Consider the following 18,128-nt stretch of genomic DNA (forward strand, 5'->3'; position numbering starts at 1 on the left):
ACCGGATCCCTGCCAACACCGGCCCCGCAGCGTCAGATCCGCAGGGCACTCTTCATGGACACGGCGGCCAGCGTCAGCGCGGCGAGGCCACATAGCGCGGTGAAGCCCACGACGGCGGCCTGCAGGCCAAGTGCCGTCACGGCAAGTCCCAGCCCAATCACCGGAACAGCGCTTCCAAGGTAGGTAATGACGTAAACCGTGCTGATGACTTGTGCGTGCCGGGCCGCCTCTACCTTTCCGGCGACCTCGTTGAATACCTGCCGGAAGGCAATTCCCTGGCCCATGCCGGCCGAGATGCTCGCTGCCACCAGCAGCCAAGGACTTGACCACGCGGCGGCAGCTCCCACGAGGATCACGGAAACACCCAGTACTGCGAGCGCCGCGGGAACAACGAAACGCCCACGGACACCCAGCAATTGACTGAGTGCTGATGCGCCGAGGGTGACTCCGGCAAGCACTCCGATCAAGGGCCGGGAGTCTGCGTGAACCACTGTGGCGAAGTATCCGGGCGCGAGGGACAAGCAGAAACCGAAGACCGCAAAGCTCAGGAATCCAGTGGTGGCCGCCATCCAGAAAGCTCCCCTGGCCTCGTGTGAAATGGACGGTTTCCGGGGTGCCAGCACCCTATGGGCTTTTGGACCTTCTGCGGGGGCGATCGCGGGCCTGGCTTTCAGCAGCCACAGGGGAATGAGGGCGGCCAGCAGCACGGCCGAGTGGACGTAGTACGGCGTGCGGGTGGGCTCTGGGAGGAGCGACAAAAGACCGCCAATGGCAGGACCTGCAGCCACGCCACCTGCCGAAGAAAGCAGCGTGAAGCGAGAAGCCCAGTCCGGACGTTGGGGCAGCAACTCCCGCAGCGCCGCGGAACTCGCTCCGGTAGCGAGGCCGACGGCGACCCCCTGGAGCGCCCTGCCGACAGACAGGGTAAGGAGGGAATCTGCGTTGGCGAAGATCACCCCGCCCGCCAGGCCCACCAGGACCGCGAGCACCAGTGCCGCCCGTCGGCCGATGTGATCCGACCAGTGCCCTGCCACCATGAGGACAGCCACCAACGCCAGCACATAGCTGGAAAAGGCCACGGTCACGTCAAGCGATGACAAGCCGATCCTGGCCTGGAGCAAGGGGTACAGGGGTGTGGCGAGGTTCGCGCCAACCAGCAACGTGAAGATCACGACCCCTGCCAGGACCAACCGGGCCGTGGTGGAGGCATCCCATCCCCAGCGCTCGGCGGTGGCCGGACGCATGCGGAGTTCGCTCAAGACAGTCATTTCCATGCCTTCGGACTCGGTTGCCGGTTTTGGCCTCCTTGTGGGAAACGCAGGCCGGCTAAGTATTGATGGCAATAGAATGCAGGAGGACTGAACTTTGGGAGCTGTAAATATGCAAGGATTGAGCAAAATACTCAAAGACCTAGCAGCCGAGTGATCTGGAGTGACCATTTGAACACCCTCGACCCCATGGACCTGCGGATCCTCCTGGAACTGATCAAGGATCCGCGCATCCAGATCGCCGAACTAAGCGACGGTCTGGGCATCGCGAGGAACACCGCCCAAAGCCGCCTTAAGCGTCTGCTCCGCACCGGCGTCCTTCAGGCCGCGGGACGGGAGGTCGACCTGGAGAAGGTGGGATACGACGTCGTCGCTTTCGTCACGATCGAGGTCACCCACCGCGAACTCGACGGCGTCATCGGCGCCCTGCGCCTCATCCCCCAGGTCCTCGAAGTGCACGAGATCTCCGGCAGGGGAGATTTGTGGTGCCGGGTGGTCGCAACCGACACCCATAATCTGCAGTCCGCGCTGCGCTCGGTCCTCCGCACGAAAGGAGTGATCAGGACGGAAACGGTGCTGGCGCTCCACACGCACATCCCTTACCGCACGGAACCGCTCATCGGCCGGATGGCCTCAGTACCAACACGCAGCAGGAACGAGAACCAGAGCCCGGGCGCGGAGGCCTGAACGAACTAGGATCTTAGGCATGGATTGGCTCTCACATATCTCCCAGATCAACTGGCTCGCCGTTCTCCTGGCCTTCGTTTCAAGCATGGTGATCGGCTTTGTCTGGTACATGCCGGCCGTTCTTGGACGCAGGTGGATGCAGGCCATCGGCAAGACCGAGGACGATCTGAAGAACATCGACGGCGGAGCCGGGATCTGGGTACCCATGATGCTCGCAGCGGCCGTGACCAGCATCCTCCTGGCGATCCTGCTCAGCGCGCTTGACATCAACACCTTCTGGGCAGGTGCCGTCTTCGCCCTGATCATCGCCGTGGTCTTCCGTGCAGGTGGCCACGTGATCCACAACGGCTTTGCGGGACGCCCCTCGACGGTTACCGTGATCGATTCCGGCCACGACATTCTTGCCATGACTGTTGCCGGGGCGATCATCGGGGCCATGCAGTAGCGTTCAACCTGTGACCATTATCGACAACGCCGTGTACGTGGACGGCGTCCGCACTGCCACCCCCCACAGCCTCGAGCAAACCTTTGAGACATTGGCCAAGCACGGCGGCATGGCCTGGATCGGCCTCTACCGCCCCACGCAGGAAGAAATGGCCGCGGTGGCCCGGGAGTTCGGCCTCCACCGGCTGGCTGTGGAGGATGCCGTCTCGGCGCACCAGCGGCCCAAGATTGAGCGCTACGACAGCAACCTCTTCACGGTTCTCCGACCGGCGAGGTATCTGGATGACTCCGAGTCCGTGGAATTCGGGGAACTCCATATCTTTACCGGCGTCAACTTTGTGGTGACCATCCGCCATGCCGAAACCGGCGGGGTTGCCCGTGTCCGCCACCGCCTGGAAGCACGGCCGGATCTTCTCTGCCACGGCCCGGAAGCGGTGCTGTACGCGCTGCTGGACCAGGTGGTGGATGATTATGCGCCCGTGGTTGCCGGCCTGGAGAACGACATCGATGAAATCGAAGACCAGCTCTTCAGCGGTGACAGCGCCGTTTCCCGCAGGATCTACGAACTCGCCCGCGAAGTGATCCAGTTCCAGAGGGCGGTCCAACCCCTGCCGGACATCATGTCGCTTCTGGAGAAGGGTTTCGAGAAATATGGCGTGGACATCGAGCTGCAGCGTTCCCTCCGGGACGTCGAAGACCACGTGCAACGCGTCATTTCCCGTGTGAACTCGTTCCGGGACCTCCTCCAGAACGCGTTGACCCTGGACGGCACACTGACCGCAAACCGGCAGAACGAGGCCAGCGCGGCCCAGAACGAGCAGGTCAAGAAGATCTCCTCCTGGGCTGCCATCCTCTTCGCGCCATCGTTCGTGGCAGGAATCTACGGGATGAACTTCGACCACATGCCCGAGCTCCACTGGGACCTTGGTTACCCCATGGCGATCGGCCTCATGGTGGGCGTGGCACTGCTCATGTACGTCATCTTCAAGCGCAAAGGATGGCTGTGACGCCACTCTTGAGGCCAACTCCACGAGCAACCCGGGACATCGCCCGGAGGTTGCTCGAAGGAATAAACCTCGACGCCGGACAGTCCGGCTTTGCGCTCGAAGACAGCCAGCAGCGTGCAGCCGGGCGGTTGGCGGCCATGGGCGCGGAGGTGACGGTCCGGCGTCGGACTCTTTCGCGGAAGATGCCACGGAGCCTTTACCTGCACGGACCTGTGGGACGGGGAAAGACCTGGCTGATGGACAGCTTCTTTGGGCAGCTCGATGTGCGCAAACGGCGGGTGCATTTCCACGACTTCTTCCGCAGCCTCCACGCCGGAACACACGGTTCCCATGCCGGCAGCTCGACGGCCATCCAGCATTCGGTGGACTCGCTGCTGGACGGCATTGAGGTGCTCTTCTTTGACGAATTTCACGTCCACGACGTCGGCGATGGCATGTTCATCGCGCGTCTGCTGCGAACTGCCGCGCAGCGCCGCATCCCCTTGGCGGTCACGTCCAACTACGCGCCGGACGAGTTGCTACCCAACCCTCTTTGGCACGACCATTTCCTGCCCACCATTGAGGCCATCAAGGAGATGATGGACATAGTGACAATCGATGGTTCTTCAGATTTTCGACGCTTCCCCGCAGCCGGGTCCGCAGAGCCCCAAGGCAGGGAGTCCTTCCGGGCAGGACGCATTGTGACACCCGGTACGTCCCGCCAGCTGGGCCGGCTGGGCCTGTTCATCCCGTCACCGTCGCAGAGCCGGGTGCTGACCCCCACCACCCAGCCGATGGTCGTCAAGAACTCCGATCCCGACCTCCTGTGGGTTGGATTCGAGGAGTTGTGCGGCGGGTTGACCTCCACGTCAGACTATCTGGCACTGGCCGAAACGTTCACCACCTGGGTGATCGACGGCGTCCCCTCACCTGCGGCCGCCGATGCGGCATCCGCGCCGGCCTGGCAAAGGTTCAGCAACGTGGTGGACGTGCTGCACGATCAGGACATCACGTTGTTCCTGATCGGCCCCGGCCCGCTGGACTGGGACGTCGGGGCCGGCCGCAGCGGCCTTCCGATGGACTTCGCCCGCATCGCGAGCCGCCTGTCCTTGCTCGGACGGTCCCACGCGGACGACGACGCTGCACGCGAAGAGGCCGCCGGAAGCTGAGATTCCGGCGACCTTCCCCGTCATGCGCGTTGCGTCGGGCTGTTGCCGGTTCCTAAAGTGCGCCACCGGCAGCGGAGGGGGCGCTGGCGTCGTGGCCGCCGTCGCCCACTGCTTCGCGGGCGACGTAGTTCTCAATGTCGAAGAGATTCTCGGCGCGTTCTGTGATGTTGAGCAGCGTGGTCATCGATGCGACCTCTTCAACCTGCTCCTTGAGGAACCACAACATGAACTGCTCGCCCAGAGCGTCGCCTTCGGCACGGGCAGCACGGAACATCTCCTCAATGTTGCGGGTGACTTCCCTCTCCTGTTCCAGGGCAAGGGCGATGGGTTCCTTGGCGTTGGTGAAGTTGTTCCGCACGGGGGCAATGCCCGGAATCTCGACGTGGACGTTACGGTCCAGCATGTACTGGACCATCATCATGGCGTGGTTGCGTTCTTCCAGGGACTGGCGGTAGAAATGCCGGGCAAGCTGTGGCAAATCCTCACCGTCGAAGTACACAGCCACAGCGATGTACTGCTGGGAGGCTGCAAACTCATTGGCAACCTGGGCGGACAACAGTTCATTGAAAGTCTTGTTAGCCATGGCTAGATCCTACAGCCGCGCGACTGCGTCCTAGACGGGCGGACACACACGGCTTAGGGCAGGAGAAAAGTGAGTCCGACACCGGCCGCGGCAGCCAGGACACAGGCGGCCATGGAGCCCACACCGTTGATCAGGGCCAGCCCTGCCCTGCCGCTCTGGATAAGCCTGATGGTCTCCAGGCTTGCCGTGCTGAATGTCGTATAGCCTCCCAGGAAACCAGTGCCCAGGACAAGGTACAGGGTCTCGGACGCCGCGCCGCGCATCATCAACCCAGCTAAAAATCCGAGCACTAAAGAGCCCGAAACGTTGATCAGGATGGTACCCCAGGGGAGGGCGGTCTTCAGCCTTGCGCGAATGAGGCCATCGACCATGAATCTGGCGACCGCGCCCACTCCTCCAGCCAAGCCAAGCAGAAGGACCGTCATGATCGGGCCCGCTCCGTCAGTCTGTGATGCCAGGCGCCGAGCCATATGCCCGCAGTCGTAGCGGCGGCCCCGCCCAGCAGGCTTGCCGTCAGGTAGCCCGCAGCTGCGGGAATTGCGTCAGCGTTCAGCAAATGCACGGCGTCCACGGCCAGGGTGCTGTAGGTGGTGTAGGCGCCCAAGAACCCCGTTCCCAGCGCAAGCCGCAACACCCGGCGGTTTCCGACGTCGGGACCCCTGCGGGAGAGCCCCTCCAGAAGGGCACCAAGGGCCAAAGCCCCGGAAAGGTTGATGGTCAGGGTGGGAAGGGGCCAAGCTCCGGGCGCGGGGATCACCATTCCCAGGCCATAGCGTGTCACTGCCCCCAGCACCCCTCCGGCGGCCACTATCCCCATGAACCGCCAGTGCAGATGTACCGGGCGTGTGGCTTTACTCGTCGTCATCGTCGTCCGGGACCCGCGGGTTCACAGGCACCACCAGCACAGGGCGGTTCTGCCGGTGAGACAGATGGCGGGCCACGGAACCGGCAGTTGCGTCCTTGAGTGCCGCGGTCAGGCGGTGTTCGCGTGTACCCACCACAATCATCGACGCTCCAATGGCCTCCGCCTCGCGGGCCAGGGCACGCGCAGGTTCCCCCGCCAGCGGCGTGATCGACCATTGGATATCAAGTCCGGACAGTTGATCCGCGATGGTCTTCTTCAGCGCTTCGATGGCGTTGCGGGAATCGCCGTCCACGCCATCGGGATCGATGGGTGCCGCCGGTCCTCCTGTGGTTCCGTCCACGGGATAGACGGTGACATCGGCGTAGGCGAACACCAACGGAAGGCGTGTGCCGCCGGCAACCACGGCTGCCTGCTCCACCACCGACGGATGCTGCCCAGGCATGACGCCCACCAGAATGGGTCCGTTCATGCCGCCGGATACCTCACGACGACGGGCAGGGGTCTCAGTCACAGGGCAATTCTACGGCGCGGCACGGCACTGGCCGTGCCCTCAGGATCTGTGTCGGCGCCCCGTCAGCAGCGCACCCAGCAACGGGATCACTGACGAAAACATCAGCACGTCGCCAAGAACCGCATCCCCTCCCCTGACCACGGAACCGGCAATGAGCAACGCAGCGAAGAGCACAGCAGCCACCCCGTAACGGGCCAAACGTATGAGCCGCGCCAGCTGGCGTTCCAGCTTGCGGTTCGAAACCTGCAGCGACCCGTCCTCGACCCGGGTGATCAAGCTGTCAAGGCGTTTCGGTAGGCGCAAGGCCAGCGTCGCGGCCTCCATCGCCTGGGAGGCAATGTCATTTACCAGATTGCCGCGTTCATCACGAAGGAGCTGTGCCGCGTAGGGCTCGACCGAATCCCACAGATTGAATCGGGCATCCAAGGAACTGCAAACCCCGGACGTCAGGGACATCGCCCGGATAACAAGCAGGAAGTTCTCCGGCAACTGAAACGGCAGTGAACGGATGACGCTTCCGAACTCTGCGCCGAAATCGCGGAACTCCCGCGGATCCACGTCACGCAGTTCGGCGAAACCCATGCCTCCAAAGCGGGCAAAGAGCTGTGTCATGGCCCGCTCCAATTCGACCGTATCCGCAGAGGGCATCAGCACGCCGACGTCGCTGATGGCGGCCACCAGCCCCTTGCCGTCCCGTGAGGCTGCTGCGATCAGGAGCTTCCGAAGGCCGGACCTTGTCTTCGCCGGAACCTCGCCCATCATGCCGAAATCGATGAACGTCAACTTCCACGGATGTTCCGAGGTGCCGGTGTTCGGGGTGACGAAGATGTTTCCGGGGTGCGGGTCGGCGTGAAAGAAGCCATTGGTGAACAATTGGTCAAACATCACTGACGCGAAAACGGGCGCGACAGTCGCGGGATCAATTCCCGCCAACCGCAGTGCCTCGGTATCCGTGATCTTGATGGCGGTCACGTCTTCAAGGGTGAGCACACGGCGGGTGGTCCGCTCCCACACCACTCCCGGCACCGTCACGCGTGGGTCATGGGCAAAGTCAGCGGCGAACCGCTCCGAATTCGCGGCCTCGTTCAGGTAGTCGATCTCCTCAAGGCTGGTCTGGGCAAATTCCTTGATCAACGCGGGAACATCGGCACGGTCGGACACAATGCGGATCCGGCTTAGCCAGCCTCCCACCCTGCGCAGTGCGGCAAGATCGATATCGACGATGGTATGGATCCCGGGCCGCTGGACTTTGAAAACCACGCTGCTCAGCCCAGTGTCCTCCGCGTTGCCTGCCAAGAGTTTGGCGCGGTGGGCTTGTCCGAGTGAGGCCGCCGCGATGGGCACCTCCTCAACGGAGGCGAACACCGACTCCAAGGGTGCGCCGAGTTCGGCCTCCGCGAGTTGGCGGATGGCTTGGAACGGGACGGGCGGCACTTCGTCCTGCAGGCCCTCCAACTCGGCGGTGATCTCGGGCGGCAGGACGTCGAGCCTCGAGGACATGAACTGTCCCACCTTGATCATCAGGCCGCCAAGTTCCACCGCGAGTTGGTGGAACCGTTGAGCGAAACGCGTCATTCGCCGGGCACGATTGCGTTCAGTCAGCCGGCGCAGGCCCAACCTTGGCAGGAAAAGCTCGAACCACCACGTCACCGCAAGATGCCAGGCAGCGAACCGCAGGATGCGACGGTAACGGGCACGTGCACTCACAGCGCCCGGGACGTGCTCTGCCTGATCCGGTCGAACCGACGTCACCCCTTCAGTCCTGGGCGAGGATCGAGTACAGACGGCGGCGAGCCTCTTCGAGCACCGTCACCGCTTCCCGAACCTGTTGTGGCGTGCCTGTCCGGCCCACTTGCGCTGCGGCCTGGGCGAGCTCGACCCCGGCTTTGGGCAATGCGGCGAACCCGGGACCCGATGCAGCGCCCACGGAGCCCCAGGGTGCGGACGTCTCGGAGCTTGCTACATCTTCCCTGCCTGCTTCGGTCAGGGCGTAGATCTTGCGCCCGCTGGATTCCTCGGAACTGACGAATCCCTCATCAGAGAGCAGCTGAAGCGTTGGGTATACGGAACCCGCGCTGGGCTTCCAGCTTCCGCCGCTGCGTTCCTCGATTTCCCGGATGATCTGGTAACCGTGCATGGGACGCTCAGCCAGGAGGGCCAAAATCGCGGTCCTTAGTTCGCCGCGCCCGGCCCGGCCCCCGGAGCGCTTCTCGAAGCGTGACCGGAACTCTTCCACGGCCTGCCACATGCCATCCAGGTTGTTGCCCATAAAGCCATTTGAAGGGAATGAATTGTGCATCAAGCTCACCTCTGAGATTCGCGAACGATACTGAACGATATAGTCAACGATATAGGTGACGGGGGTCCAAAACAATGGGCATCAGCTGGCAGGATCGTACTGGAAAGCCCTGACTTCCTGGGCACAGCGGCACGCCGCCGCCATCCTTGTGGCCCATTCCAGTGCGGCCTCGTAGGAGGGCAACTCCAGGATGGAATAGCCACCTTCGAGCTGCGACGTTTGCGGGTACGTTCCCTCCCGAACCGAGCCGCCGCCGTCGACCATGACCGGCGGGATGCTTTCATCGATACCCCCGCCGAACACCCACACTCCTGCGTCTTTGGCCTCCTGCACTACGGCGTGGGCCGCTGCAGCCACTGCAGGGAGTTCTTCCTCAGTGATGTCCATGGCAGCACTGGGAAAAGAGATCAGGTACTTGGTCATCGCGATGCTCCTTCAGGCACGGCTGGGTAATCTCGTCATCCTTGCCGATCCTCCGGGGCCCGTAAAGGGCACGACACCCTGCCGGGATCAGAGAGGCAGCCGCGCGTCCAAGCAGGCAACTTTGCCCAAAAGCACTCGTGGCAATAGCGTTTACTGTGGCGAAGTCCATGAAAGGGCAAAGAGTTGATCAGTGTACCGAGAGCCCAAGGTTCCACCGAAGACTTGACCGGCATTGTGGGGGTCGCCGCCCAGGTGATTGATGCCCTGGGCGAATGGGGCGTGGGCCTGATGACGTTCCTGGAGACCGTGTTCCCTCCCATCCCCAGCGAGGTGATACTCCCCCTCGCGGGGTTCCTGACCCAGCAGGGAAGCATGAACATTGTTCTGGTCTTCGTCACCAGCACCCTTGGCGCATACGCAGGGGCGTTGTTCCTGTATTGGCTCGGATACAAGGTTGGTCTGGAGAGGTCCATCTCGCTGCTTTCGAAACTTCCGCTGGTGGACAGGGAGGACTTCGAGAAAGCCTCCGGCTGGTTCGAACGCCACGGCAAGTCCGCGATTTTCTTCGGCAGGCTACTCCCCGGAGTGCGGAGCCTCATTTCCTTGCCCGCAGGCGCCGAACGGATGAACCTCATGACGTTCTCCGTCTTCACGATCGCCGGCGCGGGACTGTGGAACGCAGTACTGATCGGCCTGGGGTCACTGCTTGGCAAGCAGTACCACCTGATCGACCAGTACTCGCGGTTCCTCAACTATGCCGTGTACGCAGCGTTGGCGGTTTTTCTGGGATGGCTCGTTATTCGAAACGTCAGGCGCCGCCGGCAGTCAGCTGACCGCCGGTAGCGACTGCGGGGTGACCGGCATCGGTCTCCGCAGGAACACGGCCACAAGAAGTGCCGCCAGGAGGCACAGCCCGGCATTGACCCAGACGGCGGCTGTCACGCCGCTGAGCACCGAAAGGGCATCTTGGCGGCCGATGGCCAGAATATGCGCGGTGAAGACAGCGCTCATGACCGGAATGCCCAGGGTGATGCCGATCTGCTGGCTCATGGTTGCCAGTCCCGTGGCCAAACCCTGCTCGGATTCAGGCAGGCCCGAGGTTGCGGTGACCATGAACCCGACAATGACCACAAGGTTCGCGACTCCCCCGATGAACGTTGCAGTCAGCAGCAGGCCGATGGAGGCAGGGTCAGCACTGAGCAACACAAGCAGGCCAGTGGCCGTTGCCTGAACGAGGAATCCATAAACGATCGCCTTCTTGCTCCCGATCATGCCGATGATCTTCGGCCCGAGGACGCCGCCCAGGACAGTACCAAGACCCAATACTGCAAAGGCCAGACCTGCACCGAAAGGTGTGTAGCCGAGGACCTGCTGGAGATACAGGGTCAGGAGGAACACCAGGGACGTCTCCGTGACAAACGCAAGAATGCCTGCGATGTTCGACCAGGCCACGGTCGACCGCTTCAGTATCTCCAGCGGCACCAACGGCGACGCAGCACGCCGCTCGACGGCTGCGAACGCAAGGAAGAACACGACGGCGGCCCCCAGGCCACCCAAGGTCAGCGGATCGGTCCACGAGTGCTCGGCAGCGTTGGTGAGTCCGAAAACCAAGGCCAGAAGGCCCAGAGTTACGGTCATTGCCCCCGGTACGTCCAACCGCAGCTTGGCAGCGGGCTTGCTTTCGGCCAGGACGATCGGAGCGATGGCAAGCACTCCAACGGCCACGGGAACGTTCAGGAAGAAGGCCCACCGCCAGCTGAGAAGGTCTGTCAGAAGGCCTCCCAGGATGGCGCCGGTGGTGAACCCAGCGGCCATAAGGGAACCGTTGAGTCCCAGGGCTTTGTCCCTGAGCGGTCCTTCCGGGAACGAAGCCAGCAATAGTGACAAGGCAGCGGGCACGACGATGGCTGTGGCGGTACCTTGGCCCACACGGGCGATCAGCAGTACGGCTGGGTCGACTGCCATGCCACCGGCCAGGGAGGCTGCACCGAGCAGCGCCATCCCTATGAGGAACATCGTGCGGCGGCCAACGATGTCGGCAACACGTCCGAACAGTAAGGTCAGTCCGGCGGCGCACAAGGCGAACGCCGTCGCAATCCATTGGAGGCTCTCCAAACTGAACCCGACGTCGGCACCGATGGCGGGGAGGGCGACGTTGAGGATGGAGAAATCAACGGCGAGGGTGAAGCTGGCCGCGAGCAGGATGATGAGGGCGAGTCGTTGCCTGCCTGCCATTCGGGCAGACGGCGTGGTAATCCGGCGGGCCTCTGATGGGGGTGGAGCCGATCCTGTGGCTAAGTCCTGGTGCGAGGTCATGGGTGTTTCCTTCCGTGGAGTACTTGCTGCGTCCGTCGGCAGTGTCTCGGATCTCCACCTTCACCGAATGCCAGCGCATCAACCACACCCCCTCTTGCCTACCCCTGGCAGGGACAGGACAGTTTCAGGCAGGACCGGCAGAATGGGTTCATGACCAGCCAAAGCGAACTTGGGGAGTTCCTTCGTATCCGGCGCGCTTCCCTGCAGCCGGAGGATGTCGGCCTCCTCAACTACGGCATCCGCCGCGTACCGGGGCTCCGCCGGGAAGAACTGGCGATGCTTGCCGGAGTCAGCAGCACGTACTACACGCGCCTTGAGCAGGGCCAGAGCAGCAACGCCTCCGAGGCTGTCATCGAATCAATCTCCCGGGCCCTGAACCTGAACAGCGATGAACGCACGCACCTGTTCAACCTTGCCCGGGCAACGACCACCAAACGGCGAACAACCATGAAGCCGGACAAAGCCAGGCCCGGCACCTTGCGGCTGATTCATTCGATGCCGACCACGCCGGCTGTTGTCTTGGGCCGCCGGAGCGAAGTGCTGGCATGGAATGCCCTCGGCCACAGGCTTGTCGCCGGTCATCTGGACTTCTCTGCGCCTTCAACGCCGGCGACAAGGCCGAACCTGACCCGGATGCTGTTCCTCGACCCCCACACCCGTGAGCTGTACACACATTGGGGCGAGGAAGCCAAGCGGGCTGTTTCGTCGCTGCGCCTGGTTGCCGGCCAATCCGCGGACGATCCCGAACTGGCCTCCCTGGTTGGAGAGCTGACCATGAAAAGCGAAGAATTCGCAGCCCTGTGGGCCCGGCATCCGGTCGAGAACTGCATGTCCGGACTGAAACACCTTCATCACCCGGACGTCGGGGATCTGGTGCTCAATTTCGAGGTTCTTACCCCTCCGGACGAATCAGGTCACCGGATTCTCATGTATGCGACTGATCCTGGTTCTTCCGCCGAAGGAGCCCTTCAACTGCTGGCGTCCAGCCAAGTGGGCGAAGTTCCCGGGGAGACACGTTCACTGCAGCCAAGATAGCTGCGGTACACCTAAACTGTGGAGCTAAGGAGATTCGAACTCCTGACCTCTTCGATGCGAACTCCCACCCGGGAGTACTTGGTTCTCTTCATTTCCTCAGACGTCAACGTCACCGACTAACGGACAAGCGGTGGCCGGGCTATTTGCCGGAGGTCGCGCGACCGAAAAGGCGAGAGAACCAGCCCTTCATCCCTGACTGCGGCTGGTGGCCTTTCCCTTCACCGCCAGATGCTTTCTGCTCCCCGCCGATAACCGAGCCGTCGTCCGCAAACCCCTTGCTCATCAGCAAGAGTTCAACATCATCATCGTTCTCTGGCGTGCTCGGCAATCTGGATGCATTTCGGTCCAGATGTTCGAAGTAGGCAGCTGACCGACCGCGTACCAGCGGTTTCCTTGGCGATACAGCGTGATCTCTTCCGCGCGGTAACTGTGAAGTCCACCATTCACCGTCCGGGCAAGAATGCGTTCCTCCCCGGCGGACACGGCGCGGTCATGCCATCTTTTGACGCACTCATCATCCTGCTCGCCCGTGCTGGCTTCTCGCGCTGCGACTGGGTTTGGTTCCGCCCAGTCGTACTCGTTTCGGTGCTCCGAGAGGTCAGACAATGGTGCTCATGACGTTCCAGCCCTGCCCAACCTGAACACGTGGCATCCACCCAGTGGCGCTGGCCCGAGGATACAACCACAATATTCCCGCGCTGTCACGGGCCAGCACGTCGGCTCGGCCGTCACCGTTGAAGTCTCCGGGAGCGATGATGGCAGTCATGACGTTCCACCCCTGACCGGACCGCACCGGCGGGTACCAGCCACCTGCCCCGTCGCCGGGATAAATCCACAGCACACCGGACGTGTCCCGTGCCAGGACATCAGGTTCCCCATCTCCGGCGAAGTTTCCGCCGCCAAGAATTGTCGTCATGGCGTTCCACCCCTGACCCACCTGAACCCTGGCGGACCAACCGCCGGCCCCATTTCCCGGATAGAGCCAAAGAACCCCGGCTTGGTCACGGGCCAGGACGTCGGGAAAGCTGTCGCTGTTGAAGTCGCCCGGGCCGACAATGGCAGTCATCGACTGCCAGCCTTGCCCGACCTGAATCCGCGGATGCCAGCCGCCGTCTCCGTCGCCCGGGTACAACTACAGCGCCCCGCCTCCATCCGTGGCGAGCACGTCCGCTCGTCCATCACTGTTGAAGTCGCCGCCAGCCACTATGGACGCCATGGAGTTCCATCCCTGACCCACACGGTCCGGCGGGAGCCAAGCTCCGGCACCATTGGTCGGGTACAGCCACAGGGCTCCGTTGGTGTCTCTGGCCAGCACATCGGCGCGACCGTCGGTCGTGAAATCCCGGTTGGATGGATCCCGGATGACCGCTACTGACCCGTTCCGCGAAGGTACGTAGACCGCGTGTGTTTCGGGATCGATCTTTGGCGTGCCCGGATCCGTGACATAAAGAGTCTGTGTGGTGGTGCTGCCATGGATCACTGACACCGTGTTTAGTCCGATGTGAGTTACGTATAGCGTATGGGTTGCGGAATCTACCGCCACGAAGCGCGGAAAATCCATGTACAGGTCGAATTCGATGGTCCTGACGACCCGGTCCCCGTTGATCACCGAGATGGTCCCGGCGAAGACTCCCGGAACGTAGACGTCGTGGGTGACCGAATCCACCGCGATCGACAAAGGACCGCCGCTCGTCGTGGGAATGGTCTGTGTGACCACGCCATCGTTGATGACCGAAACTTTGCTGTTGGAATAGTTGGCCGCGTAGACGGTGTGGGTGGAGGTATCCAGTGCAACCGCCCACACATAGCCGCCATCGATGGGTATCGTGCCGGTCACCTGATCGCCCTCGATGACAGTCAGGCCCGTCATCCCGTTGGCAACGTAGATCTTCCCGGTGCCAGGGTCCACGGCAACATCCATCGGCTGGTGCTCCACCGGAATGGTCGCTGTCACCGTTGTGCCATTGATGATCGACACCGAGTCGCTTGCCGAATTGACCACATACACGGAGTGCGTCAGCGGATCCAGTGCCATTGCGGCCGGGTGTTGCCCGACGACTACCTTCGTTGTCAACACTCCGTTCCTGAACACTGAGACGGTATCGCCTAACAAATCGGCAGCGTAAAACAGTCCCGTCGCGGGATCATAGGCAACGGACGTGAACGTGCCGGAGCCCTCATAGGAATCGCTCACTTCAGGAGCCGCCACCGCAGGGTTACCACTCTGAACGGCAACGGCGGAAACGAGAGCCAGGACCACAACGCTGACGATTCGAGCCAGGTAACTGCGCATGCGGCTCACCCTACCGTCAGTCATGAGCCTCACGGGGTTATCCCGACGATCGGGCGTGAACGTGCCGTTGCAGCCGCTCTCGACCCGTCTCCTATTACGCACTACTATAATAAATATAAAGACTTTAAAGAATTTATAGGAGTGTAAAAGTGGCCGCGAAAAACCCGTTCAAACCGACAGCTGGTGCCCGCCCACCGCTTCTTATCGGCCGGGACGACATGCGCCAAGATTTCGCCGAGAGCATCGAGAATGGGCCCGGAGCCCCCGGGTTGCTCTCCATCTTCACCGGACCCCGCGGCATCGGCAAGACCGTCATGCTGGGGGAAATTGAAGACGAAGCCATCGAGCACGGCTGGATTGTCATCTCGGAAACCGCCACGGCCGGACTCGTGGACCGCATCGGCAGCGCCGTCCGCGCCGCGGCTGAAGAGCTCGGGGACGGCCCTGCCGGCCGCCGGATTACCGGCGTGACGCTCGGAATCCTCCGCGTGGATACCCAGCTTCCGGCTGTGCGTGAGGTTCACTGGCGGCGGCAGATTACCGAACTGCTGGAAAAGTTGAGCGAGCAGGACACCGGGTTGCTGATCAGCATCGACGAGATTCATGCCGTGGACCGGACGGAGCTCTCCGAAATCGCAGCGGTCGTCCAACATCTGATCCGGGAGAGCCTTCCCATTGGCCTGGTCCTTGCTGGTCTGCCTAAATCTGTCGAAGACCTGCTCAACGAAGGCGTCTCCACCTTCCTTCGCCGCGCCGAAAAGTACGACCTGCACAGGACCTCGATAGACGAGGTCGCCGAAGCCTTTAGAGATACTTTCTCCGAAAGCGGCGTGAGCATCAGCGACGAACATCTCCGGCAGCTGGCCGAAGCGACGGGCGGCTACCCATTCCTGATCCAGCTCGTCGGCTACCACGTGTGGAGTCAAGCGAGAAAATCAGGGGCCGTAGTCACCGACGAGGCGCTGGCTGCCGGTGTACAGAAAGCCCGCCGCCGTATGGGTGCCACCGTCCTGCAGTCTGCCTACTCGGCTCTATCCGATGTCGATCAGTCGTACCTGCTGGCCATGGCTGAAGACGATGGCCCATCCAGCACAACGGCAATCGCGGAGCGTTTGGGTGTGAACGCCGTATACGGCGGCCAATACCGGCTCCGACTTCTGGCCGCAGGGGTCATTGAAACAACAAGCAGGGGGTACGTGGACTTCGCTGTCCCGACATTCCGCGAATTCCTCCGCGACACACCCGCTTATGGACTTCGGTTGCAGCACCCAAAACACTGAGAGCCACGCTGTAGCGCTCTGCTCCGGAGGGGGTCAGCCGTTTCACTGGTGCCTATATGACCCTATCCAAGCCAAAGCGTTACGTATGTGTTTATTCCGTCAGGTCCGACGGCTCAAATTCCTTGCAAACTGTGGAGCTAAGGAGATTCGAACTCCTGACCTCTTCGATGCGAACGAAGCGCTCTACCAACTGAGCTATAGCCCCCGGACCAGACGTTTCCGCCAGACCAGTGTCCCTAGGCTACAAACTTTCCCGGCGCTTTTCCAACCACGACACGAACGTCTCCGCGCCAAGCGCTTTCTCCGGTGCGAGGTTGTGTCCGGAGCGCAGGAAGGCCCCCATGCTGCCGGGCAACGGAACGGTGAGAATCAAACCCCGCGCGCCGGTCACAGCCTTCCAGGACCCGGCCAGGGCGCGCATGGAGAGAACCTCCGGACCGCCTACCGTCCGCAGGTGGTGCAGCGAAGGAAGAGAATCCGACAACGCTTCTTCCAACAGAACTGCTGCAACATCCGCCGGAGAAATCGTCTGGAAATCCACGCCTTTGAACACTGGGATCAGCCCGACCCGGGAACCCGCAGCGAAGACCCCAGCAACCAGACTGTGGAACTGGGTCGCCCTGACCACCACGGTTTCCAGCGGCGCCCCGGCATACTTTCGTTCCTTATCGGCTTTGGACACGTAATAGGGAAAGCTGCTGATATCACAATTGATGATGGAGAGCATCACGGCTCTTGGGACGCCGCTGGTGTGGGCGGCAGCCAGAAGCCTCGCGCCGCCGTCGGCGAATTGTTTTTGCGCCTTGCCGAACTGGCCTTCGAGGCAGTCAATAACGACGTCGGCACCCGCCATAGCGGCCGCCAGGCCTTCACCTGTGGTGACGTCGCCGGCGAAGTTAGTGGCGCCGTCGTGATGACTTGCCGAACCGACCGGCGGAACGTGCCGGCTGAGGACTGAAACCTTATGCCCTGCCGCCAAAGCGAGCCGGACAACCTCGCGGCCCACCTGTCCGGTGCCACCAGCGACGCAGATGGAACTCATGGTTCGTTACGCGCGGCGTCGTTGCAGGACATCGTCCAGGTTGCTCAGGGCACTCGGGGCCTTGGCTGAAGCGACTGCGGTAGCAGCGTCAGTTTGCCCGGCGGCCTGCTTCAGGACGGGCTTGCCGACAGGTTTCGGGGCCTCCGGAAGGTCAAGGGGCTCCGGCGCCGGACGGGGCGCCTTGGCAGCGTCGACATACGTGGGCTTGGGAACCTCTACGGGCTTCCAGCTCGCACCTTTGGAGTCAACGGCGGCCTGCGCCGACTCGTCGCCGGCCGCAACTGCGACGGCCAACGCCGCTTGGCGAAGTTCGACCGCCGACAGGCGGGCGGCCTCACGACTGGTGGCTTCGGCGTCGAAAACTGTGGTTTCCTTCGCCTCTACAACCGGCTCCTTCGGCAAGTAGCGTGCCGGTGTCGGAATGGGCGACGCCTGCGCTGCACGGCGTGCGCGTCGTTCACGAAGATCCCGAAGGGCGAGCTTACGCAAAACGACGACGGCGACCACCGCACCGATGAACGAGACCAGGGGCAACCAGACAGAGCCCGTGCCGAAAAGACGGAGTATGCCGGAAACGATTGCCGTCACGAGCAAGGCAAGTCCGGACACCGCCAGTGTGAGCCGCGCGTAGCGGATGGTGAACGGAGTGCTGGACGACTTCCCCAGGGACGGCTCTGACGCGCGGGATTCCTGGGGCGACGCCTGTGCTTTGCTGTGCATGGTCTCCATCGGTTTCTCCTGCTGAGGTGCCAAAGTCAGTACCACCCCTGCCTGCGGTTCGTCTGGTTCGTCGTCGAAAGCCTCTGCTGGAACAGCGGCCGCTTGGACTTGTTGCCGCCTGTTCCGAAGAACGTACGGCGCCACCCAGACCATCCACAGCGCGACAGTGACCACGAGTATCACTGAGCTGCTGAGAGGGAAGTCCAC

At 62.4% G+C, this 18,128-nt stretch carries 20 protein-coding genes and 1 tRNA gene; 7 read left to right on the forward strand and 14 right to left on the reverse strand.

Annotated elements, in window-relative coordinates; genetic code table 11:
• Window positions 1-32 precede the first annotated feature (32 nt).
• Window positions 33-1,268 carry an MFS transporter gene (locus ACNAOU_RS15545; protein WP_055973071.1) on the reverse strand — a complete coding sequence of 412 codons (1,236 nt, stop codon included), beginning with the start codon at window positions 1,266-1,268 and terminating at the stop codon, window positions 33-35.
• 171 nt (window positions 1,269-1,439) lie between these two features.
• Between ACNAOU_RS15545 and ACNAOU_RS15550 the strand changes: the two genes are divergently transcribed.
• The 4 genes from ACNAOU_RS15550 to zapE are packed head-to-tail and all read left to right on the forward strand — an operon-like array spanning window position 1,440 to window position 4,554.
• Window positions 1,440-1,955: an Lrp/AsnC family transcriptional regulator gene (locus ACNAOU_RS15550; RefSeq protein WP_026266981.1), complete on the forward strand. Its 516-nt coding sequence runs from the start codon at window positions 1,440-1,442 to the stop codon at window positions 1,953-1,955.
• Window positions 1,956-1,974: 19 nt separating this feature from the next.
• Window positions 1,975-2,400 (forward strand): DUF1761 domain-containing protein, encoded by a 426-nt coding sequence (locus tag ACNAOU_RS15555; protein WP_055971777.1) that lies wholly within the window; start codon window positions 1,975-1,977, stop codon window positions 2,398-2,400.
• A 10-nt stretch (window positions 2,401-2,410) separates the two neighbouring features.
• Entirely contained in the window at window positions 2,411-3,406 is a 996-nt protein-coding gene (gene corA / locus ACNAOU_RS15560) for a magnesium/cobalt transporter CorA (protein ID WP_422757190.1), read from the forward strand.
• Complete coding sequence (gene zapE, locus ACNAOU_RS15565) at window positions 3,397-4,554, forward strand: cell division protein ZapE (RefSeq protein ID WP_422757191.1); 1,158 nt, start codon at window positions 3,397-3,399, stop codon at window positions 4,552-4,554. The genes corA and zapE overlap by 10 nt, the downstream gene beginning before the upstream one ends.
• 52 nt (window positions 4,555-4,606) lie before the next feature.
• Here zapE and ACNAOU_RS15570 read toward each other — a convergent pair whose 3' ends face one another.
• The 7 genes from ACNAOU_RS15570 to ACNAOU_RS15600 all read right to left on the reverse strand — a co-directional run bounded on the left by ACNAOU_RS15570 (window position 4,607) and on the right by ACNAOU_RS15600 (window position 9,235).
• Entirely contained in the window at window positions 4,607-5,137 is a 531-nt protein-coding gene (locus ACNAOU_RS15570; protein WP_018776590.1) for a ferritin, read from the reverse strand.
• A 53-nt stretch (window positions 5,138-5,190) separates the two neighbouring features.
• Complete coding sequence (gene crcB, locus ACNAOU_RS15575) at window positions 5,191-5,562, reverse strand: fluoride efflux transporter CrcB (protein WP_422757192.1); 372 nt, start codon at window positions 5,560-5,562, stop codon at window positions 5,191-5,193.
• Window positions 5,559-5,954, reverse strand: a complete 396-nt coding sequence (locus tag ACNAOU_RS15580; protein ID WP_422757194.1) for a fluoride efflux transporter FluC — start codon at window positions 5,952-5,954, stop codon at window positions 5,559-5,561. Before ACNAOU_RS15580 ends, crcB begins: the two co-directional genes overlap by 4 nt.
• 34 nt (window positions 5,955-5,988) lie before the next feature.
• A complete protein-coding gene (locus ACNAOU_RS15585; protein ID WP_039242297.1) occupies window positions 5,989-6,513 on the reverse strand; it encodes a universal stress protein in 525 nt (174 codons plus the stop codon).
• Between the two features lie 39 nt (window positions 6,514-6,552).
• Window positions 6,553-8,265: an ABC1 kinase family protein gene (locus ACNAOU_RS15590; RefSeq protein WP_422757195.1), complete on the reverse strand. Its 1,713-nt coding sequence runs from the start codon at window positions 8,263-8,265 to the stop codon at window positions 6,553-6,555.
• 4 nt (window positions 8,266-8,269) lie between these two features.
• On the reverse strand, window positions 8,270-8,782 hold the full coding sequence (locus tag ACNAOU_RS15595; protein ID WP_018776595.1) for a PadR family transcriptional regulator: 513 nt from the start codon (window positions 8,780-8,782) through the stop codon (window positions 8,270-8,272).
• A gap of 111 nt (window positions 8,783-8,893) precedes the next feature.
• Complete coding sequence (locus tag ACNAOU_RS15600) at window positions 8,894-9,235, reverse strand: YciI family protein (protein WP_055971757.1); 342 nt, start codon at window positions 9,233-9,235, stop codon at window positions 8,894-8,896.
• A 183-nt stretch (window positions 9,236-9,418) separates the two neighbouring features.
• Here ACNAOU_RS15600 and ACNAOU_RS15605 point away from each other — a divergent pair, with 183 nt between their 5' ends.
• The gene (locus ACNAOU_RS15605) at window positions 9,419-10,078 is read left to right on the forward strand and encodes a DedA family protein (protein ID WP_422757196.1); all 660 of its coding nucleotides are present in this window, start codon (window positions 9,419-9,421) and stop codon (window positions 10,076-10,078) included.
• Here the strand turns inward: ACNAOU_RS15605 and ACNAOU_RS15610 are convergent.
• Window positions 10,061-11,470 (reverse strand): MFS transporter, encoded by a 1,410-nt coding sequence (locus ACNAOU_RS15610; RefSeq protein ID WP_422758688.1) that lies wholly within the window; start codon window positions 11,468-11,470, stop codon window positions 10,061-10,063. The two genes, ACNAOU_RS15605 and ACNAOU_RS15610, sit on opposite strands and share 18 nt — an antisense overlap.
• Before the next feature lie 231 nt (window positions 11,471-11,701).
• Between ACNAOU_RS15610 and ACNAOU_RS15615 the strand changes: the two genes are divergently transcribed.
• Entirely contained in the window at window positions 11,702-12,586 is an 885-nt protein-coding gene (locus tag ACNAOU_RS15615) for a helix-turn-helix transcriptional regulator (protein WP_055971748.1), read from the forward strand.
• A gap of 598 nt (window positions 12,587-13,184) precedes the next feature.
• Here ACNAOU_RS15615 and ACNAOU_RS15620 read toward each other — a convergent pair.
• Together ACNAOU_RS15620 and ACNAOU_RS15625 are read right to left on the reverse strand one after the other, a co-directional pair.
• Window positions 13,185-13,652 carry an FG-GAP repeat domain-containing protein gene (locus tag ACNAOU_RS15620; RefSeq protein ID WP_422757197.1) on the reverse strand — a complete coding sequence of 156 codons (468 nt, stop codon included), beginning with the start codon at window positions 13,650-13,652 and terminating at the stop codon, window positions 13,185-13,187.
• 66 nt (window positions 13,653-13,718) lie between these two features.
• The gene (locus tag ACNAOU_RS15625) at window positions 13,719-14,879 is read right to left on the reverse strand and encodes an FG-GAP-like repeat-containing protein (protein ID WP_422757198.1); all 1,161 of its coding nucleotides are present in this window, start codon (window positions 14,877-14,879) and stop codon (window positions 13,719-13,721) included.
• Between the two features lie 149 nt (window positions 14,880-15,028).
• Here ACNAOU_RS15625 and ACNAOU_RS15630 point away from each other — a divergent pair, with 149 nt between their 5' ends.
• The gene (locus ACNAOU_RS15630) at window positions 15,029-16,159 is read left to right on the forward strand and encodes an AAA family ATPase (protein WP_018776602.1); all 1,131 of its coding nucleotides are present in this window, start codon (window positions 15,029-15,031) and stop codon (window positions 16,157-16,159) included.
• Window positions 16,160-16,291: 132 nt separating this feature from the next.
• Here ACNAOU_RS15630 and ACNAOU_RS15635 read toward each other — a convergent pair.
• The 3 genes from ACNAOU_RS15635 to ACNAOU_RS15645 form a co-directional block, all read right to left on the reverse strand.
• Window positions 16,292-16,364: transfer RNA gene (locus ACNAOU_RS15635), tRNA-Ala, on the reverse strand.
• Between the two features lie 36 nt (window positions 16,365-16,400).
• Window positions 16,401-17,201, reverse strand: a complete 801-nt coding sequence (locus tag ACNAOU_RS15640) for an SDR family oxidoreductase (RefSeq protein ID WP_275775597.1) — start codon at window positions 17,199-17,201, stop codon at window positions 16,401-16,403.
• A 6-nt stretch (window positions 17,202-17,207) separates the two neighbouring features.
• Entirely contained in the window at window positions 17,208-18,095 is an 888-nt protein-coding gene (locus ACNAOU_RS15645; RefSeq protein ID WP_189075443.1) for a hypothetical protein, read from the reverse strand.
• Window positions 18,096-18,128: the final 33 nt, after the last annotated feature.

The sequence above is a fragment of the Paenarthrobacter sp. C1 genome (assembly GCF_049315185.1).
In the GTDB taxonomy this organism is placed as follows: Bacteria; Actinomycetota; Actinomycetes; order Actinomycetales; family Micrococcaceae; genus Arthrobacter; species Arthrobacter nicotinovorans.